General features: G+C 64.0%; 24 protein-coding genes, 2 tRNA genes and 1 other RNA gene. 16 read left to right on the top strand and 11 right to left on the bottom strand.

The window, feature by feature from the left end:
* Nucleotides 1-30 precede the first annotated feature (30 nt).
* Entirely contained in the window at nt 31-939 is a 909-nt protein-coding gene (map, locus tag SB749_RS08900; protein WP_410710041.1) for a type I methionyl aminopeptidase, read from the top strand.
* A 1-nt stretch (nt 940) separates the two neighbouring features.
* Complete coding sequence (gene ppgK / locus SB749_RS08905; protein ID WP_410710042.1) at nt 941-1,774, top strand: polyphosphate--glucose phosphotransferase; 834 nt, start codon at nt 941-943, stop codon at nt 1,772-1,774.
* 27 nt (nt 1,775-1,801) lie between these two features.
* Here the strand turns inward: ppgK and rnpB are convergent.
* Nucleotides 1,802-2,170: RNase P RNA component class A (gene rnpB, locus SB749_RS08910), an RNA gene on the bottom strand.
* Between the two features lie 141 nt (nt 2,171-2,311).
* Between rnpB and SB749_RS08915 the strand changes: the two genes are divergently transcribed.
* Nucleotides 2,312-3,088, top strand: a complete 777-nt coding sequence (locus SB749_RS08915; protein WP_410710043.1) for a YaaA family protein — start codon at nt 2,312-2,314, stop codon at nt 3,086-3,088.
* A gap of 57 nt (nt 3,089-3,145) precedes the next feature.
* Here the strand turns inward: SB749_RS08915 and SB749_RS08920 are convergent, their stop codons facing one another.
* Both SB749_RS08920 and SB749_RS08925 read right to left on the bottom strand, forming a co-directional pair.
* On the bottom strand, nt 3,146-3,874 hold the full coding sequence (locus SB749_RS08920; protein WP_410710044.1) for a zinc ribbon domain-containing protein: 729 nt from the start codon (nt 3,872-3,874) through the stop codon (nt 3,146-3,148).
* A 14-nt stretch (nt 3,875-3,888) separates the two neighbouring features.
* Nucleotides 3,889-4,743 carry a Nif3-like dinuclear metal center hexameric protein gene (locus SB749_RS08925; RefSeq protein ID WP_410710045.1) on the bottom strand — a complete coding sequence of 285 codons (855 nt, stop codon included), beginning with the start codon at nt 4,741-4,743 and terminating at the stop codon, nt 3,889-3,891.
* A 118-nt stretch (nt 4,744-4,861) separates the two neighbouring features.
* Here SB749_RS08925 and SB749_RS08930 point away from each other — a divergent pair, with 118 nt between their 5' ends.
* A complete protein-coding gene (locus SB749_RS08930; protein WP_410710046.1) occupies nt 4,862-6,403 on the top strand; it encodes a fatty acyl-CoA synthetase in 1,542 nt (513 codons plus the stop codon).
* A gap of 14 nt (nt 6,404-6,417) precedes the next feature.
* Here SB749_RS08930 and bioB read toward each other — a convergent pair whose 3' ends face one another.
* Nucleotides 6,418-7,473, bottom strand: a complete 1,056-nt coding sequence (gene bioB, locus SB749_RS08935) for a biotin synthase BioB (RefSeq protein WP_410710495.1) — start codon at nt 7,471-7,473, stop codon at nt 6,418-6,420.
* 360 nt (nt 7,474-7,833) lie between these two features.
* Between bioB and SB749_RS08940 the strand changes: the two genes are divergently transcribed.
* A complete protein-coding gene (locus SB749_RS08940; protein WP_410710047.1) occupies nt 7,834-9,240 on the top strand; it encodes a uracil-xanthine permease family protein in 1,407 nt (468 codons plus the stop codon).
* A gap of 121 nt (nt 9,241-9,361) precedes the next feature.
* Here the strand turns inward: SB749_RS08940 and SB749_RS08945 are convergent.
* Nucleotides 9,362-9,438, bottom strand: a tRNA-Pro gene (locus SB749_RS08945).
* An 82-nt stretch (nt 9,439-9,520) separates the two neighbouring features.
* Between SB749_RS08945 and SB749_RS08950 the strand changes: the two genes are divergently transcribed.
* Nucleotides 9,521-10,018, top strand: coding sequence for a TetR family transcriptional regulator (locus SB749_RS08950; protein WP_410710048.1), 498 nt, complete (start codon nt 9,521-9,523; stop codon nt 10,016-10,018).
* A gap of 94 nt (nt 10,019-10,112) precedes the next feature.
* A tRNA-Val gene (locus SB749_RS08955) sits at nt 10,113-10,186 on the top strand.
* Nucleotides 10,187-10,334: 148 nt separating this feature from the next.
* Here SB749_RS08955 and SB749_RS08960 read toward each other — a convergent pair.
* Nucleotides 10,335-10,682 carry a cupin domain-containing protein gene (locus SB749_RS08960; protein WP_410710049.1) on the bottom strand — a complete coding sequence of 116 codons (348 nt, stop codon included), beginning with the start codon at nt 10,680-10,682 and terminating at the stop codon, nt 10,335-10,337.
* Nucleotides 10,683-10,805: 123 nt separating this feature from the next.
* Here SB749_RS08960 and SB749_RS08965 point away from each other — a divergent pair, with 123 nt between their 5' ends.
* Nucleotides 10,806-11,396 (top strand): DUF2249 domain-containing protein, encoded by a 591-nt coding sequence (locus SB749_RS08965; protein ID WP_410710050.1) that lies wholly within the window; start codon nt 10,806-10,808, stop codon nt 11,394-11,396.
* 59 nt (nt 11,397-11,455) lie between these two features.
* On the opposite strand, the gene SB749_RS08970 is transcribed toward SB749_RS08965, so the two are convergent.
* Together SB749_RS08970 and SB749_RS08975 are read right to left on the bottom strand one after the other, a co-directional pair.
* Complete coding sequence (locus SB749_RS08970) at nt 11,456-11,884, bottom strand: DUF1801 domain-containing protein (RefSeq protein ID WP_410710051.1); 429 nt, start codon at nt 11,882-11,884, stop codon at nt 11,456-11,458.
* 34 nt (nt 11,885-11,918) lie between these two features.
* On the bottom strand, nt 11,919-12,392 hold the full coding sequence (locus SB749_RS08975; protein ID WP_101554022.1) for an Lrp/AsnC family transcriptional regulator: 474 nt from the start codon (nt 12,390-12,392) through the stop codon (nt 11,919-11,921).
* Between the two features lie 109 nt (nt 12,393-12,501).
* Here SB749_RS08975 and SB749_RS08980 point away from each other — a divergent pair, with 109 nt between their 5' ends.
* Entirely contained in the window at nt 12,502-13,683 is a 1,182-nt protein-coding gene (locus SB749_RS08980; RefSeq protein ID WP_410710052.1) for a trans-sulfuration enzyme family protein, read from the top strand.
* A gap of 93 nt (nt 13,684-13,776) precedes the next feature.
* Entirely contained in the window at nt 13,777-14,538 is a 762-nt protein-coding gene (locus SB749_RS08985) for a MerR family transcriptional regulator (protein ID WP_410710053.1), read from the top strand.
* Between the two features lie 26 nt (nt 14,539-14,564).
* On the opposite strand, the gene SB749_RS08990 is transcribed toward SB749_RS08985, so the two are convergent.
* The 3 genes from SB749_RS08990 to SB749_RS09000 form a co-directional block, all read right to left on the bottom strand.
* Entirely contained in the window at nt 14,565-14,969 is a 405-nt protein-coding gene (locus SB749_RS08990; protein WP_410710054.1) for an HIT family protein, read from the bottom strand.
* Nucleotides 14,970-15,033: 64 nt separating this feature from the next.
* Nucleotides 15,034-15,501 (bottom strand): redoxin domain-containing protein, encoded by a 468-nt coding sequence (locus tag SB749_RS08995; protein WP_410710055.1) that lies wholly within the window; start codon nt 15,499-15,501, stop codon nt 15,034-15,036.
* A complete protein-coding gene (locus SB749_RS09000) occupies nt 15,498-15,941 on the bottom strand; it encodes a DUF3052 domain-containing protein (protein ID WP_139467151.1) in 444 nt (147 codons plus the stop codon). The genes SB749_RS08995 and SB749_RS09000 overlap by 4 nt, the downstream gene beginning before the upstream one ends.
* Before the next feature lie 294 nt (nt 15,942-16,235).
* Here SB749_RS09000 and aceE point away from each other — a divergent pair, with 294 nt between their 5' ends.
* From aceE to SB749_RS09030, 6 genes are all read left to right on the top strand, one after another.
* Nucleotides 16,236-18,998, top strand: a complete 2,763-nt coding sequence (aceE, locus tag SB749_RS09005; protein WP_410710056.1) for a pyruvate dehydrogenase (acetyl-transferring), homodimeric type — start codon at nt 16,236-16,238, stop codon at nt 18,996-18,998.
* Nucleotides 18,999-19,124: 126 nt separating this feature from the next.
* On the top strand, nt 19,125-20,345 hold the full coding sequence (locus SB749_RS09010) for a PucR family transcriptional regulator (protein WP_410710057.1): 1,221 nt from the start codon (nt 19,125-19,127) through the stop codon (nt 20,343-20,345).
* Nucleotides 20,346-20,379: 34 nt separating this feature from the next.
* Nucleotides 20,380-21,285 (top strand): ACP S-malonyltransferase, encoded by a 906-nt coding sequence (locus tag SB749_RS09015; RefSeq protein WP_410710058.1) that lies wholly within the window; start codon nt 20,380-20,382, stop codon nt 21,283-21,285.
* 18 nt (nt 21,286-21,303) lie between these two features.
* Entirely contained in the window at nt 21,304-22,305 is a 1,002-nt protein-coding gene (locus SB749_RS09020; RefSeq protein ID WP_410710059.1) for a beta-ketoacyl-ACP synthase III, read from the top strand.
* Between the two features lie 119 nt (nt 22,306-22,424).
* Complete coding sequence (locus SB749_RS09025) at nt 22,425-22,676, top strand: acyl carrier protein (RefSeq protein ID WP_025776743.1); 252 nt, start codon at nt 22,425-22,427, stop codon at nt 22,674-22,676.
* Between the two features lie 67 nt (nt 22,677-22,743).
* Nucleotides 22,744-23,988: a beta-ketoacyl-[acyl-carrier-protein] synthase family protein gene (locus SB749_RS09030; RefSeq protein ID WP_410710060.1), complete on the top strand. Its 1,245-nt coding sequence runs from the start codon at nt 22,744-22,746 to the stop codon at nt 23,986-23,988.
* Nucleotides 23,989-23,992 lie beyond the last annotated feature (4 nt).

Genomic DNA, 23,992 nt, shown 5'->3' on the forward strand with positions numbered 1-23,992 from the left:
CCGCGTTTCCAGCATAGGATCGACACCATCATGACTGTTCACACTCGCCTGCTCACGCCCGGCACCGTTTCGCCCGAACGCGGTGTGCCGAAGGACATCCCCCGCCCAGAGTACGTCGGTCGCGCCGACGCCGATGAAGGCCGGGGAAACAATTTCTACAGCCCCGAGGAGGTCGAGGTGGTCCGGGCGGCCGGCCGGATCGCGGCCAATGCCCTGGCTGCCGTCGGCGAGATGATCGTCCCCGGCATCACGACCGACGACATCGACAGGGTGGCGCACGAGTTCATGTGCGATCATGGAGCGTACCCGTCGACGCTGAGCTATCGCGGTTTCCCGAAATCCGTGTGCACCTCCGTCAATGAGGTGATCTGCCACGGCATCCCCGATTCGACCGTCATCGAAGGCGGCGACATCGTCAATGTCGATATCACCGCCTACTACCAGGGCATGCACGGAGACACGAACTACACATTCACCGCCGGAGACGCCGATGAGGAGTCCCGTCTGCTCATCGAACGCACCTACGAGTCGATGATGCGAGGAATCAAGGCGGTCAAGCCGGGGCGTCAGATCAACGTCATCGGACGGGTGATCGAGAAGTACGCGAAGCGCTTCGACTATGGAGTCGTGCGCGACTACAGCGGGCACGGCGTCGGACGCGAATTCCACTCCGGGCTCATCATCCCGCACTATGACGCGGCTCCCGCCCACGCGGAGACGATGGAACCGGGAATGATCTTCACGATCGAACCGATGCTCAACCTCGGCACGATCGACTGGGACGTTTGGGATGATTCCTGGACCGTGGTGACGAAGGATCGCAAGCGCTCCGCTCAGTTCGAGCACACGCTGGTGGTGACCGAATCCGGTGCCGATATCCTGACTCTGCCCGATGCCGACACCGCGATTGCCGCCGGACCCGCACATGAGGAGAGCTGAAATGAGCGCGGAGACCTCACCACGCTTTGCGATCGGAATCGACATCGGCGGCACCGGGATCAAAGCGGCACTCGTCGACACGGTGACGGGCAAGCTGCCGTTCAAGCGGCTGCGCGAGCTCACTCCGAAGCCGAGCACCCCGGATGCCGTGGCTGCGACGATCGCCACGGTGTTGGATGCGCTGAGCGAACGTGCCGTCGAACTCGAACTCGTCGCCGACCGTGCCGCTATCGACTCCCTTCCGGTCGGCTGCGGATTCCCCGGCGTCATCCGCGAAGGACTCGTCGAATACACGGCGAACCTCGACCAGAGTTGGATCGGTTCGCCCATCGCCGACATCATCGGCGAGAGCACGGGCCACACCGTGTACTTCCTCAACGACGCCGATGCCGCCGGACTGGCCGAGATGACCTTCGGGGCCGGACGCAAGCACCGGAAGAAGACGGTGCTGCTGACGACGCTGGGCACGGGAATCGGAACCGCACTGTTCACTCAGGGCAGGCTGGTCCCGTACACCGAACTCGGCCATATCGAGATGAACGGCGCCGATGCCGAGACACAGGCAGCGGAATCGGTCAGGACCAGGCTGGGACTGACCTATCCGGAATGGTCGGCTCGGCTGCAGCAATACTATGCCCAGATTGAGCTGCTGGTCGCGCCCGACGTCATCATCGTCGGCGGAGGTGTCTCGAAGTCCCATGACCAGTTCCTGCCGCTCATCAGGACGCGGGCGAAGCTCAAGGCGGCGAAGCTGTACAACAACGCCGGAATCGTGGGAGCCGCGATGATCGCGGTCAACGACGGAAAGGCGAAGGTCCGTCGCAGTCCGTCTTGAGAGGACACAGCAGAAGACGCTGAGAATGAGGACAGGCCACCGATAAGCCGGGTTCTGTCGACGAGTCGGTTGCCCTTCTCGCCTGACGGTCATCTATCTGGGACCGATGTTGCCACCGGCCTCAAGCAATCCACCCGACGACTCGGCGAGCAGCCTCGAACGTCGTCTGTCTGATCTTGCTCCGGATGGGGTTTACCCAGCAGCGACGGTCACCCGCCGCCCTGGTGGTCTCTTACACCACCGTTTCACCCTTACCCAGTCGGAACTGGGCGGTCTGCTTTCTGTTGCACTGGCCCGCGGGTCGCCCCGGGTGGGTGTTACCCACCATCCCTGCTCTGTGGAGCCCGGACGTTCCTCAGCCCTCGCGAAGAGAGCCGCGACCGTCTGGTGACCTGTCCTCAAGCATCCCAGTGTAGTCGCTCCGCGACTCCCCCACGCACACGGCACCCACACGCGGCGGAGGCCGGAGACCGAGCGTGATCAACCTCATCCGCACCCGGTCCCAGCCGCGTCACTGCGTGATCATACGATGGGGTGGTGAAGATCCTGCTGCCGCCCTCCGAGGGCAAGACTCCGTCGCCGACCGGTCCCACGCTCGATCTCGACGGTCTCTCGGCTCCGGAACTCACTACGAAGCGCAAGCGTGTGCTCGCTGCGCTGAAGAAGGTCTCGAAGCGCCGAGATGCCCTCGAGAAGCTCGGCGTCGGCGCGTCGCTCTCCGCGGACGTCGATCGGAACACCGTCCTCGATGAGATCCCCTGTGCCCCCGCGCTGCTCACCTATTCCGGTGTGCTCTATGAAGCGATGGGTGCTGGCGAACTGGTGGCGCAGTCGAACGATGACGATAAGCTGCGGGACCGCCTCCACGACGTCCACGTATTCTCCGCCCTGTTCGGCCGGGTGCACGGACTCGATGAGATCCCCGCTTACCGGCTGGCGATGAAGACCGATCTGGGGACCTTGGGAAAGCTGACATCCTATTGGAAGCCGGTTCTGGCGAAGTCCTGCTCCCTCGACCCCGCCGAGGTGGCCCTCGACTGCCGCTCGAGCGATTACCGGTCCGTGTGGCCGGGTCCCACCGATCAGGTCGTCACCATGGGCGCGGTGTCCGTCAGCGGCGGGAAACGTCGCGTCGTCTCCCACTGGGCGAAGTTCTATCGAGGCGAGTTCGCCGGTCGGCTGCTCTCCGCTGATCGTGCCCTGCCGGAGACGGCTGAAGACCTTGTGTCCCGGGCCGAGGAGTTCTATGAGGTTGAATTCACAGCCTCGACGAGCGCGAAGTCGGCGAACCTCATGATCGTCCTCCGCGACTGAGAGGCTCGTCAACAGCGACTCTGTCCTTCAACGTCGACGAGATCAGTCGAGGTAGGATCAGCTGCGGCGCAGCAGCACTGCCTCGCATTCTTCGCATTCATAGGTTTCGTTGGCATCGGCGCCGAGCATTCCGTGCCAGGCTGCTCCGCCGATCTCCTGTCCGCACGCCTGACAGTTCGGACCATTGAGCAGGGCGGCTCCGGGACCGCCCTGCCGGACATTGGCATCGAATGTCGTGAGCAGCTGCTGCGGCAGCTCGCTCCTCGCGCCCGACGCCGCTGCCTCGTTCTCGGCGATGAGTTCCCGCAGTTCGGCCTTCCTGTCCTTCACCGCAGTCTGCACCTCTTTGCCAGAGGCCGTGACTTCGGCGATTCGGTCATCGACTGCCGCGAGTTCGTCTTCAGCGGCTTCGAGCTTCTCCATCTCCTCCAGCTGCGATTCTTCGAGTTCGGCGACCCGAGCTTCGTGACCGGCGATCTCCTCTTGCAGATTCACCATGTCTCTGCTGGTCAGACCGGTTCCGTCGTTGAGCTCGGCGGTCTTCTTCTCGATCTTCGACCGCTGTGCTTCGATGAGTCCGGTGGCTTCGGTGATGGCGTCCTGATGGCCGTCGACGACAGCGGCGGCCTCGGTCCGCTTCTCTCCGAGCTCCTTGTGGCGGGAGATGAGCTCCTGCAGCTCTTCTGCCCTCTTCGGGTTGTCATGTTCGAACTGGAGGGCGCGCCCGTGGGCGGTGAGTTCGATGAGGGTCTGCAGCGCAGTTCTCTGGCTGTCGGTGATGAGCATCGTCGGTCTCCTTGTCAGTACCGTTCGACCCAGGGGTCGGTGTTGACTGCCGAGTGCTGCAGCGAGACAGTGAACCCGCGCCGCGCGAATTCGGTCTCGAGTGCCTCGGCCGCCGCATTCAGCCAGACCGTCTCAGACGCCCAGTGGGAGAGGTCGATGAGCGAGAGTCCGCGCTCTCGACGATTCGCCGCATCAAGCGCCTCGGTGGCCGGGTGATGGCGGAGGTCGGCGGTGACGTAGACGTCGGCGCCGCTGGCCCTGACCTCGTCGAACAGCGAGTCGCCGGCGCCGCCGCAGACCGCGACACGAGTCGCTGTCGCAGCGGGATCGCCGGCGATCCGCACACCGGTCGTGGTGCGCGGCAGCTGCGCGGCCAGTCGCCTGGCAAGGTCCCGGACCGGTGTGGGCCGGTCGAGGTCGCCGACGCGGCCGATCCCGGTCGGCAGCGAGCCGCGTCCCGAATCATCAGCCTCGTCATGCGGGGACAGTGGCTGCGCTTCCTCGATCCCCAAGAGTGAGATGAGCACATCGGAGACTCCGCCGCGGGCCGAATCGGCGTTCGTGTGCGCATTGAACAGCGCAATATCGTTGCTGATGAGAGTGTGGACGGCTCCTCCCTTCAAAGTTGCGGCGTTCACCGAATTCACGGGTTTGAGCATGAGCGGATGATGGTTGAACACCAGGTCTGCGCCGAGTACGACGGCCTCGGCGATCACGGCGTCCATAGGATCAAGAGCCAAGAGGATCGATCGGACCTCGGCGTCGGGGTCGCCGACGGCCAGTCCTACGGAATCCCAGGACTCGGCCAGGGCAGGTGGCCACAGTGAGTCGAACACCTCTACGCAGTCACTCACCTTCGGATGTCTCATGCCCCCACACTATTACATCCGAACCGAGACACATCGCCGGCAGCGTGGGACCGAGGACCCTGCCCAGAGATCAGCCGACGATTTTCGCCGAACGTGATCTGGCTCATATATTTGGATCATGACAACTACACGCGCCTCCTCCGAATCACCCGTCATCAGAACCTCGTCCACGGTCTCTGATCTCATCCGACGCAGCGCCGGCCGTTTCCCCACCGATACAGCCATCGAATTCGGCGACCGAACCTGGACCTATGCAGAACTCGACTCTGCCGTGACCGCAGTGGCCCGCGAACTGGTTCGTCTCGGCGTGACCAAGGGCGACCGTGTCGCCGCCTATGGGAAGAACTCCGACGTCTTCGTCCTCCTCTATCTCGGCTGCGCCCGCGCCGGGTTCATCCACGTGCCGGTCAATTATCAGCTGAAGAGCGACGAACTCGACTACATCCTCAGCAACTCCGGTGCCGAGATCGTCTTCGCCGACTCCGACCTCAAGTCCGCCGTCACCTCAACCCCGACCGGAGCCGAGGCGCAGGTGATCGACTTCGCCGATCTCGTTCCAGTCGCCACCGCGGAGGACATCGCCCCTGCCGGCAGCGCAGAATTCTCCGTCGACGACACGGACGTGGCACAGCTGCTCTACACCTCCGGCACCACCTCGGCGCCGAAAGGTGCGGTGATGACCCATCGTGCCCTTCTGCACGAGTACCTGTCGTCCCTGATGTCCCTCGACTTCGCCGCGACCGATCGTGCCGTCCATGCCCTGCCGCTCTATCATTCCGCGCAGATGCACGTCTTCCTGCTGCCGCTTCTGTCGATCGGCGCGCACAACATCATCGTCCCCGCGCCCGTGCCCGAGCAGCTGCTCGCCATCTTCGAGGAACGGAAGGTCAATTCGTTCTTCGCCGCCCCCACCGTCTGGGTGGCGTTGGCCAACAGCCCCGACCTCGAAACACGCAACCTCGACAGCCTCCACAAGGCCTACTACGGAGCTTCGATCATGCCCGGACCGATCCTCGAGCGCCTGCGCCGGCGGCTTCCGCAGCTGGGTTTCTACAACTGCTTCGGCCAGTCGGAGCTGGGCCCGCTGTGCACTGTGCTGCGTCCCGAGGAACACGACGATCACCCGGGTTCGGCCGGTCGCCCGGTGATGTTCGTCGAGACCCGCGTCGTCGACGCCGCCGGTGACGACGTCGGCCCCGGCGAGGAGGGCGAGATCCTCTACCGGTCGCCGCAGCTGTGCGAAGGCTACTGGAACCGGCCGGAAGCCACCGCCGAGGCGTTCGACAACGGCTGGTTCCATTCCGGGGACCTCGTCAAGGTCGACGAGGAGGGCTTCGTCGAGGTCGTCGACCGAGTCAAAGACGTCATCAACACGGGTGGCGTGCTGGTCGCCAGCCGCCAGGTCGAGGATGCCGTCTTCGAACTGCCCCAGGTCGCCGAGGTGGCTGTGGTCGGGATCGCCGATGAGAAGTGGATCGAGGCGGTGGCCGCCTTCGTCGTCCTCAAGGACGGACAGCCGCCGCTGTCGGCCGATGATGTCATCGGTCACGTCAAGTCCCGCTTGGCCGGGTTCAAGGTGCCCAAGCGGGTGGAGTTCGTTGCCGAACTGCCGAAGAACTCAGCCGGGAAGATCCTCAAGCGCAGCCTGCGCCAAGCCTGAGGGCACGCGGACGCTCAGGCATTGGCGACTTCTGCGGTACCTGCGCCGCGTCGGCGGATGACGGGATCGGTGTGGGCGGCCGCCTCGGCGGAGGTCTGCCGATCGGAACAGCAGCCCGCTGCCCCACCGCATCCTGCAACGGATTCCTCTGTCCGGGCCTCCCCGCCCTCCTGACCGAGGATGGTGAATCCGTTGTCGCGGATCATGGCGAGGTCATCGGCGGCGGCTTGGCCCTCGGCGGTGAGATAGTCGCCGAGGAAGATCGAGTTGGCCAGCTGCAGCGCCATCGGCTGGAGGGATTTGAGGTGGATCTCGCGACCGCCGGCCAGTCGGATCTCACTGTCGGGGCAGACGAAGCGGGCCGTCGCGACGATCTTCATGCACTGCATGGGCGTGAGGTTCCATTGTCCCTCGAGCGGCGTGCCGTCGAATGGAACGAGGAAGTTGATCGGGATCGACTCGGATCCGAGGGCCTTGAGCGCGAACAGCGCCTCGACGATCTGCTCGTCGCTTTCGCCGAGCCCGACGATGAGGCCGCTGCAGGGTGAGAGTCCAGCCGCCTTGGCGTGTTCGACGGTATTCGTCCGGTCCTCGTAGGTGTGGGTCTTGACAATATTGTCGTGGAAGGATTCCGCGGTGTTGATGTTGTGGTTGTAGGCATCGGCGCCGGCTTCCTTGAGCGCCTCGGCCTGACCTTCCTTGAGGATGCCCAGACACGCACACACCTCGACTTCGGGATTCTCGTCTTTGAGGCGTTCGACGATCTCACCGACGCGGCCCACGTCGCGACGGCTCGGTCCACGACCGCTGGCGACGAGGCAGACGCGCGACGCCCCGCCGCCGATGCCCATACTCGCCTGATCCATGGCATCGTCGGTGCTCAGCCACGAGTATTTGAGGATCTCGGCCTTCGACCCCAGTGACTGTGAGCAGTAGGTGCAGCTTTCCGGGCACATTCCCGATTTGAGGTTGACGAGATAGTTCAACTTGATCGTCATGCCGAAGTGCTCTCGGCGGAGTCGCGATCCGGCATGGACGAGACCGAACAGCTCCTTATCCGGCGTAGCCAGGAGAGCGAGTGCGTCGGATTCAGTGGCTGGCTCCCCCGTGGAGAATGGACTCGGCGAGCCGTTCGGGGTTCACGTTCTGGTCAGGGTTCACAGTCGTCATCGATTGATCCTTTGTCTCCGGGCGATTGAACAAGGACAGAATCGGCCCAGCTCAGATCTCCTGAACACTGTTCAAAGCGCTATCAGAATGCTGAACCCGCCTTCCGGAGCAGGGTCCTCAGACACACCGGCCATACCGGATCGTCAGCGTTCGAGTCGGCGTGCCGGCGGGCTGGAGCATAGAATTCTTTCGCCGGCCCCGAGCGCTGCCCGACCGCCGGCCAACGACCCAGTACAGGGAAGAACGGAACGAGGAGCACAATGGCGGAGTCGGCACCCACGGACACTCGCGAAGGAACAGGCAGTCGCCGCGGCTGGCGTCTGCACGGAGACGGGCGGACGATCGCTCCCGGAGAGAGGGTTCTGCCGGAAGAGCGTCTGAGTTGGCCGCGGACCATCAGCATCGGTGCACAGCATGTCGTGGCGATGTTCGGCGCGACGTTCCTCGTGCCCCTGCTCACCGGGTTCCCACCGTCGACGACGCTGTTCTTCACCGCCATCGGCACGCTGCTGTTCCTGCTCATCACGAAGGGCATGATGCCCTCCTACCTCGGTTCGTCGTTCGGGCTGCTCGCTCCGATCGGGGCCGTCACGGGGTTCTCGGCAACGGCCGGAGAGGACCTCGAACCTCATGCCATGGCGTTGGCTCAAGGTGGAATCATCTCGGTGGGAGTCACCTTGGCGCTCGTCGGGCTCGTGGTCCATTTCGTCGGCGTCCGATGGATCGAAGTGACCATGCCCCCAGTGGTGACCGGGGCCATTGTGGCCCTCATCGGGCTAAACCTGGCTCCGGCCGCCTGGGATTGGGTCAAGGCCGCTCCCCTGACCGCCGTGATCACGATCGTCGCGATTCTGCTGACCACGGTGCTCTTCCGCGGGATGCTCGGCCGACTCTCGATCCTCATCGGCGTCCTGGTCGGCTATGGTGCGGCATGGCTGCAGGGTGACCTCGACTTCTCCACCGTCTCGAAAGCCGACTGGGTGGGACTGCCCGCGTTCCATGCACCGGCGTTCGATCTCGGCTACCTCGGCCTGTTCCTGCCCGTCGTCCTCGTCCTCATCGCCGAGAACATCGGCCATGTGAAATCGGTCGCCGCAATGACTGGCCGCGACCTCGATCACCTGACGGGCCGGACGCTTTTCGCCGACGGTTTCTCCACCATCCTTGCCGGATCCGGCGGCGGTTCGGGAACGACGACCTATGCCGAGAACATCGGCGTCATGGCAGCCACGCGCATCTTCTCCACTGCCGCCTACCTGTGCGCGGCGATCATCGCCCTCGTCCTCAGCATGCTGCCGAAGTTCGGTGAGATCATCGCGACGATCCCTCCCGGGGTCCTCGGCGGAGCTGCGACCGTGCTGTACGGAATGATCGGCATGCTCGGCGTGCGGATCTGGGTGGAGAACAAGGTCGACTTCTCCAACCCGATCAACCTCAACACTGCCGCGGTCTCGCTCATCGTCGCCATCGCGAACTTCACCTGGACCTCGGGCGGACTGCAGTTCGAAGGCATCGCCCTGGGCACCGCCTCGGCGATCATCATCTATCAGGTGATGAAGGCGATCGCCCGGTGGCGGGGCACGGATCCCGACATCGTCGCGGAGAACTTCGCCGAGGCGGCTGACCGAACCGATGCCGGCTCCCGGAAGCCAGGCTCACCCTCCTGAGCGCGAGTCGTGAAGATGGGGGTGCGCTGCATTCGTGCAGCGCACCCCCATCGCGACGGTGATCGGCTGTGAATGCAGAAGTGCCGCAACCTCGCCTGAGCGATGCTGCGGCACTTTCCCTTGGTCGGGATAGCGGGATTCGAACCCACGACCTCCTCGTCCCGAACGAGGCGCGCTACCAAGCTGCGCTATATCCCGTGACCAGGAACTACTATAGCGAGGGGAACGCGATCTGAAAAATCGGGAAGGGCCGCTGCACGAGAATGAAAGGTATGTCTCATTGGCACTGACAGCCGAAAGCATCACCACCACTGCGTTGAGCATCCTTTCGCAGTACGGTCTGGGCGATCTGTCCATGCGCCGACTCGCCCGCGAACTCGACGTTCAGCCTTCTGCGCTGTACTGGCACGTCAAGGACAAGCAGTCACTGCTCATCCTCATTTCGCGTTCGCTCAAAGCCGAAGTCGATACTCTCTGTCCCGCCACCATCGATCCACTCGCCGCCGCGATGTCACTTCGCGAGGTGCTGCTGAAATACCGTGACGGTGCCGAGATCGTGCTGCTCGGCTATTCGATCGCCCCAACGGATGTCACTCCGCAGGCGCTGACGACCGATCGGCTGGGAGCCGAACTCTCTCATGGAATCCTCACGCTCACTCTCGGTTCCGTGGCCGTCGAACAGAACCGCAGACTCTTCGACGTCGACCCCGCCGATGCAGCAGAGAACTTCGCAGCCAATGCGGCGCGGCTGCTGCGATCCTCCCGGTCACAGATCTGATCCTCACCGTGACCACCGGCGCTCCCGTTTCGCTGCTCACCCTCGGGTATGGCATACTGATCAAGCGCTGTCGCAGTCGTCGACGACGCAGGTGGGGCCTATAGCTCAGTTGGCTAGAGCATCTCGTTTACACCGAGAGGGTCGGGGGTTCGAGTCCCTCTGGGCCCACCGTGAAGGCATCCTGTGAGCACGGGGTGCCTTTTCCATATTTCGCCCCGAATCTCGCCGAGGCGGGGCTGGCGCTGAATCGAAATCCGCCGAGGCGGGGTCGGAGTCGCAGACCGGCCCCGGAGTCGAATACCAGGACCGGAGTCGATCACCCCTTGTCGATCTCCGTACGGATCGTGAGCAGGAATGCCGCATCGGTCAGGGCTTCCACCGAGTGCTTCTGAGGGGGAATGGCGATGAGTTCTCCGGCGCTCAGTTCCCAGGTCTCATCGGCCGTCACCATCCGCACCTGACCTGTCACGACCTGCAACGTCGCTTCCGGTGGGGAATCATGTTCTGCGAGCTCGGCACCCGCTCGCATTGTGAGCAGGGCCTGCCGAAGATAGGTTCCGGTGAACACGCCCTTAGCGGCCCGCCCGCTGCGTACCCCGCGAGCCTTCTCCAGCAGCTCTGCGCTGAGACTCTCCAGGTTCTGTGCGGACGCCTGTTGGGTCATCGTGAATTCCTTCCTCAGTGGTGTACAGCTCGGAGGCTTGCTTCCTTCCTCAGCGTAATCTCGATTTCCCACTGTGGTGATAGTTTCGATGCGGAATCATCGAAGCGACTGAGAGGTATTGCTGTGGCAGACGAACCCGTCATCGACGTCCGGAACATACCGAAGCCGGAGCGGCATCCGCTCATCATCAAGGCGTATGAGGAACTCGAGGTCGGCACAGGCCTGATCCTCGTCAACGATCACGTACCCGAAGGCCTGCGTGTGGAGATGGTCCGCGAGTTCGCCGGTGCGGTCGGTTGGGAGCCGTTGCAGAGCACAGAGGGTGAAGCTCGGGTGCGCATCGTCCGTCGCGCCGGCACACCGGCCCCTCGCGTCGTCCTCGACGTCACCGAACTCAGCGATACCGCCGAGGACTCCGGATCCGTCTGGCAGCTGCCGACGCAGCGGCGTGACCTCGACGCGAATGTCATTGCCTTGGTCCCCGGCGGGGAGATCCGAGAACATACCGGTCCGTCTCTCGACGTCCTCATCCACGTCCTCGCCGGTGCAGGCATTCTTGAGACCGAAACGGGAACGATCGACCTGACCCCCGGCCAGCTCGTGTGGCTGCCCCGTAAGTCCCGCCGCCGATTCCTCGCCGACGCCGAGGCGGGACTGCAGTACTTCTCTGTCCACCAGCGCAAACAGGGGCTGAGTATCACCGCCCGCACCTGATCACGGACCCGTGATCATCAAACCGGAGTCATCCATCGGCTTCCCACCGGTGCCTGTGATCAGTCGGCCGGTTCCGGATCGTCGGGACGGGCCGCGGCGATGGCAATGAGTCGGCGCAGCACCGCCTCGTCGATGTTCTCCAAACGACGCACATAGACGCAGTCGGCACCCTCTGTGTACTTCCCGAGTTCCGGGAGCAGATACGCCGCCTCGGGCAGGTCCTTGAGTCCGTACAGCGAGAGTTGACTCTTGCGAGGGGAGAACCCTGTCGCGGGCCACTCGCCGTGGTTGCGCGGGTTCACCGGGGATCGATAGTGATAGCGGCCGTAGCCGACGATCGAGGGACCCCACATCACGGGTTCTTCGCCGGTGACCTCGCGGAAGATCGAGTCGAGGGCGAGTCCGTCCTCGCGGCGCTTCTCGGGAGTCACCGAATCGAGGTAGGCGGCGACATCGGCGTCGGTCGGCTGGGTCTTGTTCTCTGCCATGAGGACAGTATGGCAGTTCAGGGCACCTCTGGGATCATTCCTCGGGAATCCAAGCGGAGCCGTCTTCGACACGATAGATGAGGTTCGTGCGTGTATGGGCCACGGCAGGATACCGAGTGAGATAGTCGAGGACGAAGGACTGCACGGCCGCGGTGTCTGTGGCGACGATGTGGAGCAGGTAGTCGTCGGCTCCGGCCATATGGTACATCCGCACCACCCCCGGGAACTTCGGCGCGGCCGCAGTGAACGCGTCGATCTCGGTCCGATCATGCTTGGCCAACCGAATCGAAATGAGCGCCTGCAGGCCGACTCCCAACGCCGTCGGATCGACGTCGATATGGAAGCCGCGGATGACACCGAGCGATCTCAGTCGTTTGAGACGCAGGGACACCGTCGATTCCGAGATGCCGACGGCCGCGGCCAGAACCGCGCCCGATGCGCGTGCATCGGCATTGAGCTCCTGCAGGAGGCGAAGATCGGTGCCATCGAGTGAGACATTCTGCGACATGAGTCACAGTCTCCCATACCTCATCGCAGATTCTCCTGGAGAGCATCGAATACCTGCAGGTCATTGCGCATTCGTTGCGCACGTCGGGAGAACTGGATTGAATACGCTTATGACATCTATGCACCCTGAGACCCGAATGGTCCACGGCGGGATGGACGGTCTCGCAGACGAAGGCGTCCACGTTCCCGCAATCGACCTCTCCACCACCAACCCGGTCAACGATGTCCGCACGGGAGGAGATTCCTATGAGAGCCTCGCTGGAGGCCATGCTCTGAAAGAGGGGGACTCTCCTGTCTACCAGCGGCTCTGGCAGCCCGGTGTGGCACGATTCGAGTCCGCGCTCGCCGAACTGGAGAACGCCGAATCCGCCGTCGCCTTCGCCACTGGAATGGCAGCCATGACCGCTGCGCTCCTCGCCGCGGTCGAGGCTGGCACTCCTCATATCGTCGCCGTTCGCCCACTCTACGGAGGAAGCGATCACCTGCTCGAGTCAGGACTGCTCGGCACCTCGGTGACCTGGGCGAAAGAAGACGAGATCGCCTCGGCGATCCGAGAGGACACCGGCCTCGTCATCATCGAGACTCCGGCCAACCCGAGCCTCGACCTCGTGGACATCGGCGCCGTCGTCGCAGCGGCAGGAGACGTGCCGGTACTGGTCGACAATACCTTCTGCACCCCAGTGCTCCAGCGTCCGCTCGACCATGGGGCAGCTCTCGTGCTGCACAGTGCCACGAAGTACCTCGGCGGTCATGGCGACGCGATGGGCGGGATCATCGCGACGAACAGCGACTGGACGATGCGTCTGCGTCGGGTCCGCGCCATCACCGGAGGGTTGCTGCACCCGATGGGCGCCTATCTCCTGCACCGCGGACTTCGCACGCTGGCAGTGCGGATGCGCGCCGCCCAGGACACCGCAGGCGAACTCGCCCGGCGCCTCCAGACACGCCCCGAGATCGCCAGTGTCCACTACCCCGGTCTCGCCGACTCCGATCCGCGCGGGCTCGTCGGTTCGCAGATGCACGGCGGCGGCGCGATGATCGCCATCGAACTCGCCGGAGGGTTCGAAGCGGCCCGGACCTTCGTCGAACACTGCGATCTCATCGTGCACGCTGTCTCCCTCGGCGGTGCCGATACGCTCATCCAGCACCCGGCCTCGCTCACGCATCGGCCCGTGGCGGCCACCGCGAAACCCGGTGACGGCCTCGTCCGCCTGTCGGTCGGGCTCGAACATGTCGACGACCTCGCCCGAGACCTGTTCACGGCACTCGACGCCATTCGCGACGCTGCCTGAGTCGGAGTTCCGAGACAGCGTCAGAACTTTCTCCTCGTGTCGATCAATCCGGCTCTTGACCTTGACGCTGCGTCAACTTCTAAGCTGTCAGACATGGACTGGTCCATTCAGGAAATCGCACGGCTGACGGGAACGACGAGCCGAACCCTGCGTCATTATGACGCCATCGGTCTGCTGCCGCCGACCTCGATCGCCGCCAACGGCTATCGCTGCTACGACGAAGCGGCTCTGGTGCGCCTCCAGCGCATCCTGCTGCTCAAGGAGCTGGGTCTGCCGTTGACGACGATCGCGGAGGTGCTCGATCGGAGAGACGATCCGGTCGAGGCGCTGTCGCAGCACCTGGTCTCGCTCGGACGCGAGAGAGACAGGCTCGACCGACAGCTCGCCGCCGTCGCCGTCACCATCACACGACTGGAAGCAGGTGAGCCGCTCATGGCTGAAGAGATGTTCGATGGTTTCGACCATCGCGAACACGAAGAGGAAGTGACCAGGCGCTGGGGTGCCGACGCCTACCGGCAAGGAGACGAGTGGTGGTCCAGCCGGTCGCCGGCCGAGAAACGGGAGTGGAAGGCCCGAGTCTCCGCTCTGTCCGAGGATTGGATCGCCGCCGCCGAGGCGGGGGCCCGGCCCGATTCGGACCGCTGCCAGGACCTCGCCCGACGCCATATCGAATGGCTGCGAGCAGTCCCGGGCACGCCCGCCGCTGATCCCGACGGAGACCTCGCAGGATACGTGCGCGGTCTCGGGCAGATGTATGTCGACGACCCGCGGTTCGGCGCGAACTACGGCGGAACCGCGGGAGCCGAACTCGTCAGGGATTCACTCGACCGCTGCCTCGAGGCCAACGGCCTCTGAGTCGATCTGAGTCGAGCAGCACCGGATCAGGACAGTTCGGAGAGCGCCTGTCGGATCTTCTCGGCAGGCGCCTCCAGCTGTTCCGGAGTCTGCATCGGAGCACGGTCAGAGATGTCGAAGTCATCCATCGACGTCGTCGGCAGGACGTGGATGTGCAGGTGCGGAACCTCGTAGCCGACGATGAGGAGGCCGATGCGGTCGCAGTCGAATGCTCGCTTCTGTGCTTCGCCGATCGATTTCGCCACCGCGGTGAGATGAGCGAGAAGGTCCGCATCGGCGTCGATCCAGTGAGAGATCTCGTCGCGCGGGACGACCATGACATGGCCCTCGGTCATCGGAGCGACATCGAGGAATGCGACGCACTTGTCATCCTGATGGACGAAGGTGCCGGGGATCTCTCCGTTGATGATCTTCGTGAACAGCGTGGCCATAAGGTGTCCTCCTCAACAGGCGCCGAAGGTGCCGTCGATCGGCTCTTCGGCGGGGGCTCGATTCTCAGAGGCTGGAAAGGGCTACGGCGAAATCCTCGGAGAAATCCCGAGTCTCGGTACGGGCGACCTTCCTGCCACTCACGATCGTACCCGCAGGTGAGATGACGAAGACTCCTCGTTCGGCGACTCCGTGGACTTGATCGAAGGCGCCGAACGCGCGAGCCGCTTCACCATGGGGCCAGAAATCCGATGCGAGAGTGACGTCTACTCCCGTCTGCCGGGCCCACGCCGCCAAAGTGTACTTGGAGTCGGTTGAGACGACCACGACGTCAACGGCCCGGGAACCCTTTCGCATCCGTTCCTGCCACTTGTCGAGAGCGGCGAGTTCGTCTCCGCAGATCGGAGAGAAGGCGAACGGAACGAATGCGAGCACGCGAGCGGTACGTGGGGCCGCCTCGGTGAGGGTGATGACCGACCCGAGATGATCGGGAAGGGTGAGATCCGGGGCCCGGTCACCGGGCCGCAGGATCATGAATAGTTCTTCTTGCCCACGAGCCGGAATCCGGCCCAGTCATCGGCGGCGCTGACCGTAGAGGTCACATGCATTCCGGCGGTGGGCGCCGCTTCGGAGATGTCGGCCGGGCTGATGTGTCCCGGACGGTTCGCCTTCGGGCTGAGCAGCCACACGACTCCGCCCTCCTTCAATGTGGTCTGGGCGTCGACGAGACCGTCGACGAGGTCATCGTCGTCCGACCGCCACCACATCAGGATCACGTCGTAGACGTCATCCTCTTCGCCATCGGCGATCTTGTCTCCGATGATGTTCTCGATCGCCTCGCAGAGTGCCTGATCGACGTCGTCGTCATAGCCGACCTCTTGCACATAGTCGCCCTTTTTCAAGCCGAGGTTGTGTCCCAGCTCGTTTGCGAGGGTCGAAGTGGAGGATGTCCTTTCAGAAGCGGAGTTGCTCATGCTCGTATTCTTCCGCCAACAGTGGTCAAGGTGCAAATAATCGGCGCGCCCGCGCGCGGCAAGCGCACTCAAACGGCACTCAATCAGCACACCCGACCGTGAACCTGTCGGCACAGTGTGCAGATGCGTCAGAGAGATCACAACTTCGCGGGAGCGCGAAGTTCGGCTGGGAGTACTAGGCTGACAGGTAGATCGGGTGGCCTCTGGGCTCAGACAACCTGCGGAGCACACACCATCCGATGGTCATGATCTCTACACCAAAGAAGATCGTGGAGCTGAAGAGAGGACCACATCGTGGACAATCGGAATCAGGGCGGGCCCATCCTCAACGGGCTGCCCAGCCAGGTGCCCGACATCGACCCGGAGGAGACCGCCGAATGGCTGGCCTCCCTCGATGGCCTCATCGACGAGGGCGGTCGGACTCGAGCACGCTATGTCATGCTGCGCATGCTCGAGCGCTCTCGCCAGAAGCAGATCGGCGTGCCCAGCCTCACCGCCACCGACTACGTCAACACCATCGGTCCGGAGAACGAACCCTGGTTCCCCGGAGACGAAGAGGTCGAACGCCGCTACCGTCGCTGGAACCGCTGGAATGCCGCCATGCTCGTCCACCGCGCTCAGCGTCCCGGGGTGGAGGTCGGCGGGCACATCTCCACCTACGCCTCCTCGGCGACCCTCTACGAGGTCGGCCTCAACCACTTCTTCCGCGGCAAGGACCATCCGGGCGGCGGCGACCACATCTTCTATCAGGGCCACGCCTCCCCCGGCATGTATGCCCGTGCCTATCTCGAGGGCCGGATGAGCGCCGAACAGCTCGACGGCTTCCGTCAGCAGCAGTCGCACTTCATCGACGGCAAGCCGCAGGGACTGCCGTCCTACCCTCACCCGCACCAGCTGCCCGACTTCTGGGAGCATCCGACGGTGTCGATGGGTCTGGGACCGATGAACGCGATCGCGCAGGCGCAGTTCGACAAGTACCTGCACAACCGTGGGATCAAGGACACCTCGCAGCAGCAGACCTGGGCCTTCCTCGGTGACGGCGAACTCGATGAGCCGGAGAGCCGCGGCATGCTCCACGTCGCTGCCTTCGAAGAGCTCGACAACCTCAACTTCGTCATCAACTGCAACCTGCAGCGTCTCGACGGACCCGTCCGCGGCAACGGCAAGATCATGCAGGAACTCGAGTCGTACTTCCGCGGTGCCGGCTGGAACGTCATCAAGGTCGTCTGGGGACGGGAATGGGACGCACTGCTGGCCAAGGACCGCGACGGCGCGCTCGTCAACCTTATGAATGCCACCCCCGACGGCGACTACCAGACCTACAAGGGTGAGTCCGGCGGCTTCGTGCGCGACAACTTCTTCGGCCGCGACCCGCGGACGAAGGCGATGGTCGAGGACTACAGCGACGAGCAGATCTGGAACCTCAAGCGCGGCGGGCATGACTACCGAAAGGTCTTCGCCGCCTACAAGGCCGCGATGGAGCACACCGGACAGCCCACCGTCATCCTCGTCAAGACGGTCAAGGGCTACTCGCTCGGACCGCACTTCGAGGCCCGCAACGCCACGCACCAGATGAAGAAGCTCACGGTCGACGATCTCAAGCTCGCCCGCGACCACTTCCAGATCCCGATCTCGGACAAGGAGCTCGAAGACAACCCGAAGCTGCCTCCGTACTACCACCCGGGCGTCGACGCACCCGAGATCAAGTACATGCAGGAGCGTCGCGCGGAGCTCGGCGGATACTCCCCCGAGCGTCGGTCGACTCATATCGATCTCAAACTGCCCTCGGACAAGGCCTACCAGGCCGGTCGTCGCGGATCGGGCAAGCAGGAGATCGCCACCACGATGGGCTTCGTGCGCGTGCTCAAGGACCTCATGCGGGAGAAGGAGTTCGGCCACCGGATCGTGCCGATCATCCCCGATGAGGCTCGCACCTTCGGCATGGACTCGTTCTTCCCGACGGCGAAGATCTACAACCCGCACGGACAGAACTACATCTCCGTCGACCGCGACCTGTTCCTCGCCTACAAGGAGGCGACGGACGGTCAGCTGCTCCACGTCGGCATCAACGAGGCTGGGGCGACCGCGGCGCTGACCGCGGTCGGCACCTCGTATGCCACGCACGGTGAGCCGATGATCCCGTTCTACATCTTCTACTCGATGTTCGGCTTCCAACGCACCGGTGACTTCTTCTGGGCCGCCGGTGACCAGATGGCTCGCGGCTTCGTCCTCGGCGCCACCGCGGGACGCACCACTCTGGTGGCCGAGGGCCTCCAGCACGGCGACGGACATTCGCACGTGCTGGCGTCGACCTATCCGTCCGTGGTCTCCTACGACCCGGCCTACAGCTATGAGATCGCGCATATCGTCAAGGACGGCATCCACCGGATGTACGATCCCGCCGATGAGCGAGATCCTGACGTGCTCTACTACATCACCATGTACAACGAGCCGATGGTCCAGCCGCCCGAACCGGAGGATCTCGACGTCGAAGGCGTGCTCAAGGGCCTCTATCTCCTGAAGAAGGGACCCGACAACGGAGGGCCGAAGGTTCAGCTGATGGCATCCGGCGTCGGTGTGCCGTGGGTGCTCGAGGCTCAGGAGCTGCTTGATCAGGACTGGGGCGTCTCGGCCGATGTGTGGTCGGTGACGTCGTGGACCGAGCTGCGCCGCGACGGACTCGACGCTGAGAACGAGCGTCTGAAGAACCCCGAGTCCGAACCGCGGATTCCATATGTCACCGAGAAGATGGCCGAGACCGAGGGCCCGATCATCGCGACCTCGGACTATATGCGAGCAGTGCCGGATCAGATCCGTCAGTACGTGCCCAGCCACTTCACCTCGCTGGGGACCGACGGATACGGAATCTCGGACACCCGTCCCGCGGCACGTCGCTACTACCTCGTCGATGGTCCTTCCGTGGTCACGCAGGCGCTCATCTCGCTGGCCGATACCGGGAAGATCTCGATCGACAAGGCCGCCGAGGCGGCTGAGAAGTACCAGCTCAACGATGTTCGTGCCGGCAACTCGGGTTCAACCGAGGGAGCAGGCGCCTGATCTCGCCCGCACGCTGAAAGCGAATATGGCCGGAGTCTCCAAGACTCCGGCCATATTTGTCGCCTTTTTCGACTCTTTGTATGTCGCTGACAACCGGATTGTTCTGATTCATCTAAACTCGTGCTCATGATGTCTGATGCCGAGACCCTGCGCCGTCGTGCCGAAACCGCCCGCAGACTGCGCGCCGGAGTCGGCGTCCTGTCATCGGTGACTCTGCAGCGGCTGGAGGCTCAGCTGCCCTGGTACCGCTCGATGTCGTCGTCAGACCGCTCCTGGGTGGGACTGCTTGCCCAATCGGGCATCTCCTCGTTCGTCGATTGGTACCGCAAGCCCGATACGAATCTGCGTGTGGTCTCCGACATCTTCAAAACCGCGCCACGCGACCTCATCCGGGCCATCAGCCTGCAGCAGACCCTGCAGCTGCTCAAGATCGTCGTCGAGGTCGTCGAGGAACGCGTTCCGGACATCGCTCGTCCCGTCGAGCAGCCTGCCCTGCGCGAGGCCGTGCTCATCTACTCCCGGGAGATCGCGTTCGCCGCGGCCGATGTCTACGCCCGGGCCGCAGAGGCCAGAGGCAGCTGGGACGCGCGACTCGAGGCGATGGTCGTCGACGCTCTCGTCCGCGGAGACTCCGTCGACGAGCTCGCCAGCCGGACCGCCGCCTTCGGCTGGCAGTCAGAGGGCCCCGTGTGCGTCATCGTCGGCCGCGCCCCGCAGCGCTCGGCGAAGAAGGGATTGGACGGCATCCGCCGTAAGGCCAGTCGGTGGGCCGATGACGCGCTTGTGGGCATCCACGACAATCGTCTGCTCATCGTCCTCGGCGGAGTGACGGAACTCGACGATGCCGTCGAGGACCTCTCGGACTGCTTCGGACCCTCCGAAGTCATCGTCGGACCGGCAGTGCCGGGACTTGCCGAAGCGGCCACCTCGGCGAAGGCGGCGATCCGCGCGCTCAAGGCCGCGACCGCCCGCCCCGACTCCCCCCGCCCGGTCAAAGCCGATGATCTGCTGCCCGAACGCGCTCTGTCCGGGGATCAGATCGCCCTGTCCGAACTTATCGAACGCTATTACGAACCGCTGACCTCGGGAACGGGCCAGCTGCTGAAGACCGTGAGCGCCTATGTCGAATTCGGGTCCTCTCTCGAAGCCACGGCCAAGGCACTGTCAGTGCACCCGAATACTGTGCGCTACCGACTCCGGAAGATCACCGACGCCATCGGGCTCGATCCGACGACCTCGCGTGATGCCTTCGTCATCCACATCGCCTTGGTGTATGGGCGACTGTCCGAGGACGGCGTATTGTCGAACAGCGACAAATCTCACCGAGATCGGTCCAGTGTCCATTAGATTGAACAACGGAACCCAACGAAAAGAGAACTGAGTGCTTGCAATCACCTGTCCGGGCCAGGGAGCCCAGAAGACCGGTTTCCTGAGTTCGTTCCTCGAACTCGACACCTTCTCGGCACAGATCGACGAACTCTCGACAGCCTCGGGAATCGATCTGCGTCTGCACGGAACCGAATCCGATGACGAGACGATCAAGGACACCGCGGTGGCACAGCCTCTGCTCGTCGCCTCCGCCATCGCCTGCGCCGCCGAGCTCGGCGTCAGCCCTGCCGTCGTCGCCGGCCACTCCGTGGGTGAGATCGCGGCCGCACAGATCGCAGGCATCTTCACCCCGGCCGACGCCATGGCCTTCGTCAAGGTCCGTGCCGATGGAATGGCCGCCGCTGCCGCCGCCACTCCGACCGGCATGTCCGCCGTGGTCGGCGGCCAGCCCGAGGATGTTCTCGCCGCGATCGAGGCCGCCGGGGCCAGCCCCGCCAATGTCAACGGTGGGGGCCAGACCGTGGCCGCCGGCTCTCTCGAGGCGCTCGAGACCCTGGCCGAGAACCCGCCGGAGCGGGCTCGGGTCATCCCGCTGGCAGTGGCCGGCGCCTTCCACACCGAGTTCATGGCTGCCGCCACCGCCGATCTCGCTGCCGCCGCCTCGGCGATGGAGGTCTCCGACCCTGCCGTCTCGATCCTCAGCAACGCCGACGGCACTGCGGTCGAGGCCGGTCGCGAGTATGTCGACCGCCTGGTCAAGCAGGTCACGAACCCGGTGCGCTGGGATCTGTGCCAGGAGGCGCTGCTGAACTCCGGTGTGACCGGAATGATCGAACTCGTCCCCGGTGGAACGCTGACCGGAATCGCTCGACGCGCCATGAAGGGCGTCGAGACATTCGCCATCAAATCGGCCGCCGACCTCGACGGCGCGCGTGAGTTCGCGGCAGCCCACGCCTGAGAATCGAAAGAAGACGCCATGCCTACACTCAAGACTGCCGAACTCGGCACTTTCTCCCGCATTGCCGGAATCGGTGCTTACCGTGCGGAGAACCTCGTCACCAATGACGATATCGCCGGACCCATCAACTCCTCCGACGAATGGATCCGTCAGCGCACGGGCATCGTCACCCGCCGTCGTGCCAGCAAAGACGTCGGCGTCCTCGACATGTCCGAGGAAGCCGCGCTCGAGGCGATCGCCTCGGCGGGGCTGAAGCCGGAGGACATCGGCGGCATCATCATCTCGACCGTCACGTTCGAGTACTTCACACCCTCAGCGGCTGCGGCACTGACCGCACGGCTGGGGACCGGGCCGATCCCGGCATGGGACATCAGCGCGGCGTGTGCCGGCTACTGCTACGGCATCTCCCAGGCCGACGCGCTGGTGCGTGCAGGCACGCTCGACAATGTCCTCGTCATCGGAGCCGAAAAGCTCTCCGAGGTCATCGACCCCGAGGACCGTTCGATCTCGTTCATCCTCGGTGATGGCGCCGGCGCGGTCGTCGTGTCCTCCGCCGACGAACCCGGCATCTCGAAGACGGTGTGGGGCTCGAAGGGCGAGAACTGGTCGACCATCCGGATGACGGATTCCCTCTACGACATCCGCGACGACCGCGAACTGCCCTTCCCGACCCTGCGCCAGGACGGGCCGACCGTCTTCCGCTGGGCCGTGTGGGACGGCGCCGAGGTGGCCAAGGAGGCTCTCGCTGCTTCCGGCATCGAGGCCGAGGATCTCGCTGCCTTCATCCCGCACCAGGCGAACATGCGCATCATCGACGAGCTCGCCAAGCAGCTGAAGCTCCCCGAGTCCGTTGTCATCGCACGTGACATCGCCGACAACGGGAACACCTCGGCGGCGTCGATCCCGCTGGCCACCGAACGGCTCCTGCGGGAACAGCCCGAACTCAGCGGCGGTCTCGCCCTGCAGATGGGCTTCGGCGCGGGCCTCGTCTACGGTGCTCAGGTCGTGCGCCTGCCCTGAGACACACCCATTCACGGAAAACTCTCCGTGAATGTCCTAAGATATTCGGCGGGACACTCGTCGAAAAGTTCCTCAAACGGTCGAAAAACCCTCGACCGAAATCAGAAAGTAGGAAAGAAATGGCATTCACCGAAGCTGAAGTCCTCGCTGGGCTGGCAGAGATCGTCAACGAAGAGACCGGCCTGGCTGTCGAAGCAGTCGAAGCCGACAAGTCGTTCACCGACGACCTCGACATCGACTCCATCTCGATGATGACCATCGTCGTCAACGCTGAGAAGAAGTTCGGCGTGAAGATCCCCGATGACGACGTCAAGGACCTCGTCACCGTTCAGGACGCTGTCGACTACATCAACAAGGCTCAGGAAGCCTGACACACAGCAGCCGAACACGGCCCGTCCACAGACGGGCCGTGTCCACACTATCGACGAGGTTTGTACCATGACATCTAAAGTTGTCGTCACCGGAATCGGTGCGGTAACCCCCTTGGGCGCGACTGTCGATGCCACTTGGGAAGCCATTCTGGCCGGTCAGTCCGGCGTCCACACAATGGACAACGATTGGTCAGAGAAGTACGGCCTCGCCGTGGACTTCGCAGCGCAGGTCGACCCACAGGTCGTGCCCGACAATCTCAAACGGGTCCAGGCCAAACGCCTCGATCCTTCGAGCCAGTTCGCTCTCATCTCTGCTCGTGAAGCCATGGCCGATGCCGGTCTCGAGGAGACCGATCCGGAACGCACCGCCGTCTCCTGGGCCACCGGAATCGGCGGAGTCTGGACTCTGCTCGACGCCTGGGACACCCTGCAGGAGGAAGGCCCGCGCCGGGTCATGCCCCTGACGGTTCCCATGCTCATGCCCAACGGACCTGCGGCCGCCATCGGCATGGAATTCAAGGCTCGTGCCGGCGTGCAGACCCTGGTCTCCGCCTGCGCCTCATCGACCGAGAGCCTCGGCCACGCCTATGATGTTCTCGCTTCGGGCAAGGCCGACATCATCATCGCCGGCGGTTCGGAAGCAGCGATCCACCCGATCACTCTTGCCGCGTTCAATTCGATGCAGGCGCTGTCGCGTCGCACGGATTCGCCCGAGACCGCTTCGCGTCCCTATGACGTCGACCGCGACGGCTTCGTTATGGGCGAAGGTGCGGGCACGCTCATCCTCGAGACCGAGGAGCATGCGAAGGCTCGTGGAGCGAAGATCTACGCCGAGGTGGCCAGCTGGGGCATCTCGAACGACGCCTACCACATCACCGGTGGAGAGCCGGAGGGCAAGCACGCGCTGGCCGCCATGCAGCAGGCACTCGACGCCGGCGGGCTGACCGCCGCTGAGATCAAGCACGTCAATGCGCATGCCACGTCGACTCCTGTCGGAGACATCCCGGAATCGCTGGCCATCAGCGAACTCCTCGGTGACAACGTCTCCGATGCACTGGTCTCGGCCACGAAGTCGATGACCGGACACCTCCTCGGAGGTACGGGTGCCGTGGAGGCGATCCTCACGGTCAAGGCGCTGCAGACTCGCACCGCTCCCCCGACCATCAACGTCGACGAAGTCGACCCGAAGGTCAAGGGGATCAACATCGTCCGTGACACGCCTGCGGATCTGCCTGCCGGCGATATCGCAGCGATCACGAACTCGTTCGGCTTCGGCGGTCACAACGCCGTCGTCGCGTTCCGCTCAGTCTGAAGTT

Origin of the sequence: Brevibacterium sp. SIMBA_078, assembly GCF_046534565.1 — a bacterium.
Classification (GTDB): Bacteria; Actinomycetota; Actinomycetes; order Actinomycetales; family Brevibacteriaceae; genus Brevibacterium.

What these genes read in the sequence shown, in the direction of transcription:
- SB749_RS08920 (WP_410710044.1), bottom strand. Translation starts at nt 3,874, where the DNA reads ATGCTCATCACCGACAGCCAGAGAACTGCGCTGCAGACCCTCATCGAA.
- SB749_RS09020 (WP_410710059.1), top strand. Translation starts at nt 21,304, where the DNA reads ATGCCTACACTCAAGACTGCCGAACTCGGCACTTTCTCCCGCATTGCC.
- SB749_RS08980 (WP_410710052.1), top strand. Translation starts at nt 12,502, where the DNA reads ATGACATCTATGCACCCTGAGACCCGAATGGTCCACGGCGGGATGGAC.
- SB749_RS08925 (WP_410710045.1), bottom strand. Translation starts at nt 4,743, where the DNA reads ATGAGACATCCGAAGGTGAGTGACTGCGTAGAGGTGTTCGACTCACTG.
- SB749_RS08930 (WP_410710046.1), top strand. Translation starts at nt 4,862, where the DNA reads ATGACAACTACACGCGCCTCCTCCGAATCACCCGTCATCAGAACCTCG.
- SB749_RS08995 (WP_410710055.1), bottom strand. Translation starts at nt 15,501, where the DNA reads ATGATCCTGCGGCCCGGTGACCGGGCCCCGGATCTCACCCTTCCCGAT.
- SB749_RS08970 (WP_410710051.1), bottom strand. Translation starts at nt 11,884, where the DNA reads ATGGCAGAGAACAAGACCCAGCCGACCGACGCCGATGTCGCCGCCTAC.
- SB749_RS09030 (WP_410710060.1), top strand. Translation starts at nt 22,744, where the DNA reads ATGACATCTAAAGTTGTCGTCACCGGAATCGGTGCGGTAACCCCCTTG.
- SB749_RS08940 (WP_410710047.1), top strand. Translation starts at nt 7,834, where the DNA reads ATGGCGGAGTCGGCACCCACGGACACTCGCGAAGGAACAGGCAGTCGC.
- SB749_RS09025 (WP_025776743.1), top strand. Translation starts at nt 22,425, where the DNA reads ATGGCATTCACCGAAGCTGAAGTCCTCGCTGGGCTGGCAGAGATCGTC.
- ppgK (WP_410710042.1), top strand. Translation starts at nt 941, where the DNA reads ATGAGCGCGGAGACCTCACCACGCTTTGCGATCGGAATCGACATCGGC.
- SB749_RS09010 (WP_410710057.1), top strand. Translation starts at nt 19,125, where the DNA reads ATGATGTCTGATGCCGAGACCCTGCGCCGTCGTGCCGAAACCGCCCGC.
- SB749_RS09000 (WP_139467151.1), bottom strand. Translation starts at nt 15,941, where the DNA reads ATGAGCAACTCCGCTTCTGAAAGGACATCCTCCACTTCGACCCTCGCA.
- SB749_RS08975 (WP_101554022.1), bottom strand. Translation starts at nt 12,392, where the DNA reads ATGTCGCAGAATGTCTCACTCGATGGCACCGATCTTCGCCTCCTGCAG.
- map (WP_410710041.1), top strand. Translation starts at nt 31, where the DNA reads ATGACTGTTCACACTCGCCTGCTCACGCCCGGCACCGTTTCGCCCGAA.
- SB749_RS08985 (WP_410710053.1), top strand. Translation starts at nt 13,777, where the DNA reads ATGGACTGGTCCATTCAGGAAATCGCACGGCTGACGGGAACGACGAGC.
- SB749_RS08960 (WP_410710049.1), bottom strand. Translation starts at nt 10,682, where the DNA reads ATGACCCAACAGGCGTCCGCACAGAACCTGGAGAGTCTCAGCGCAGAG.
- SB749_RS08990 (WP_410710054.1), bottom strand. Translation starts at nt 14,969, where the DNA reads ATGGCCACGCTGTTCACGAAGATCATCAACGGAGAGATCCCCGGCACC.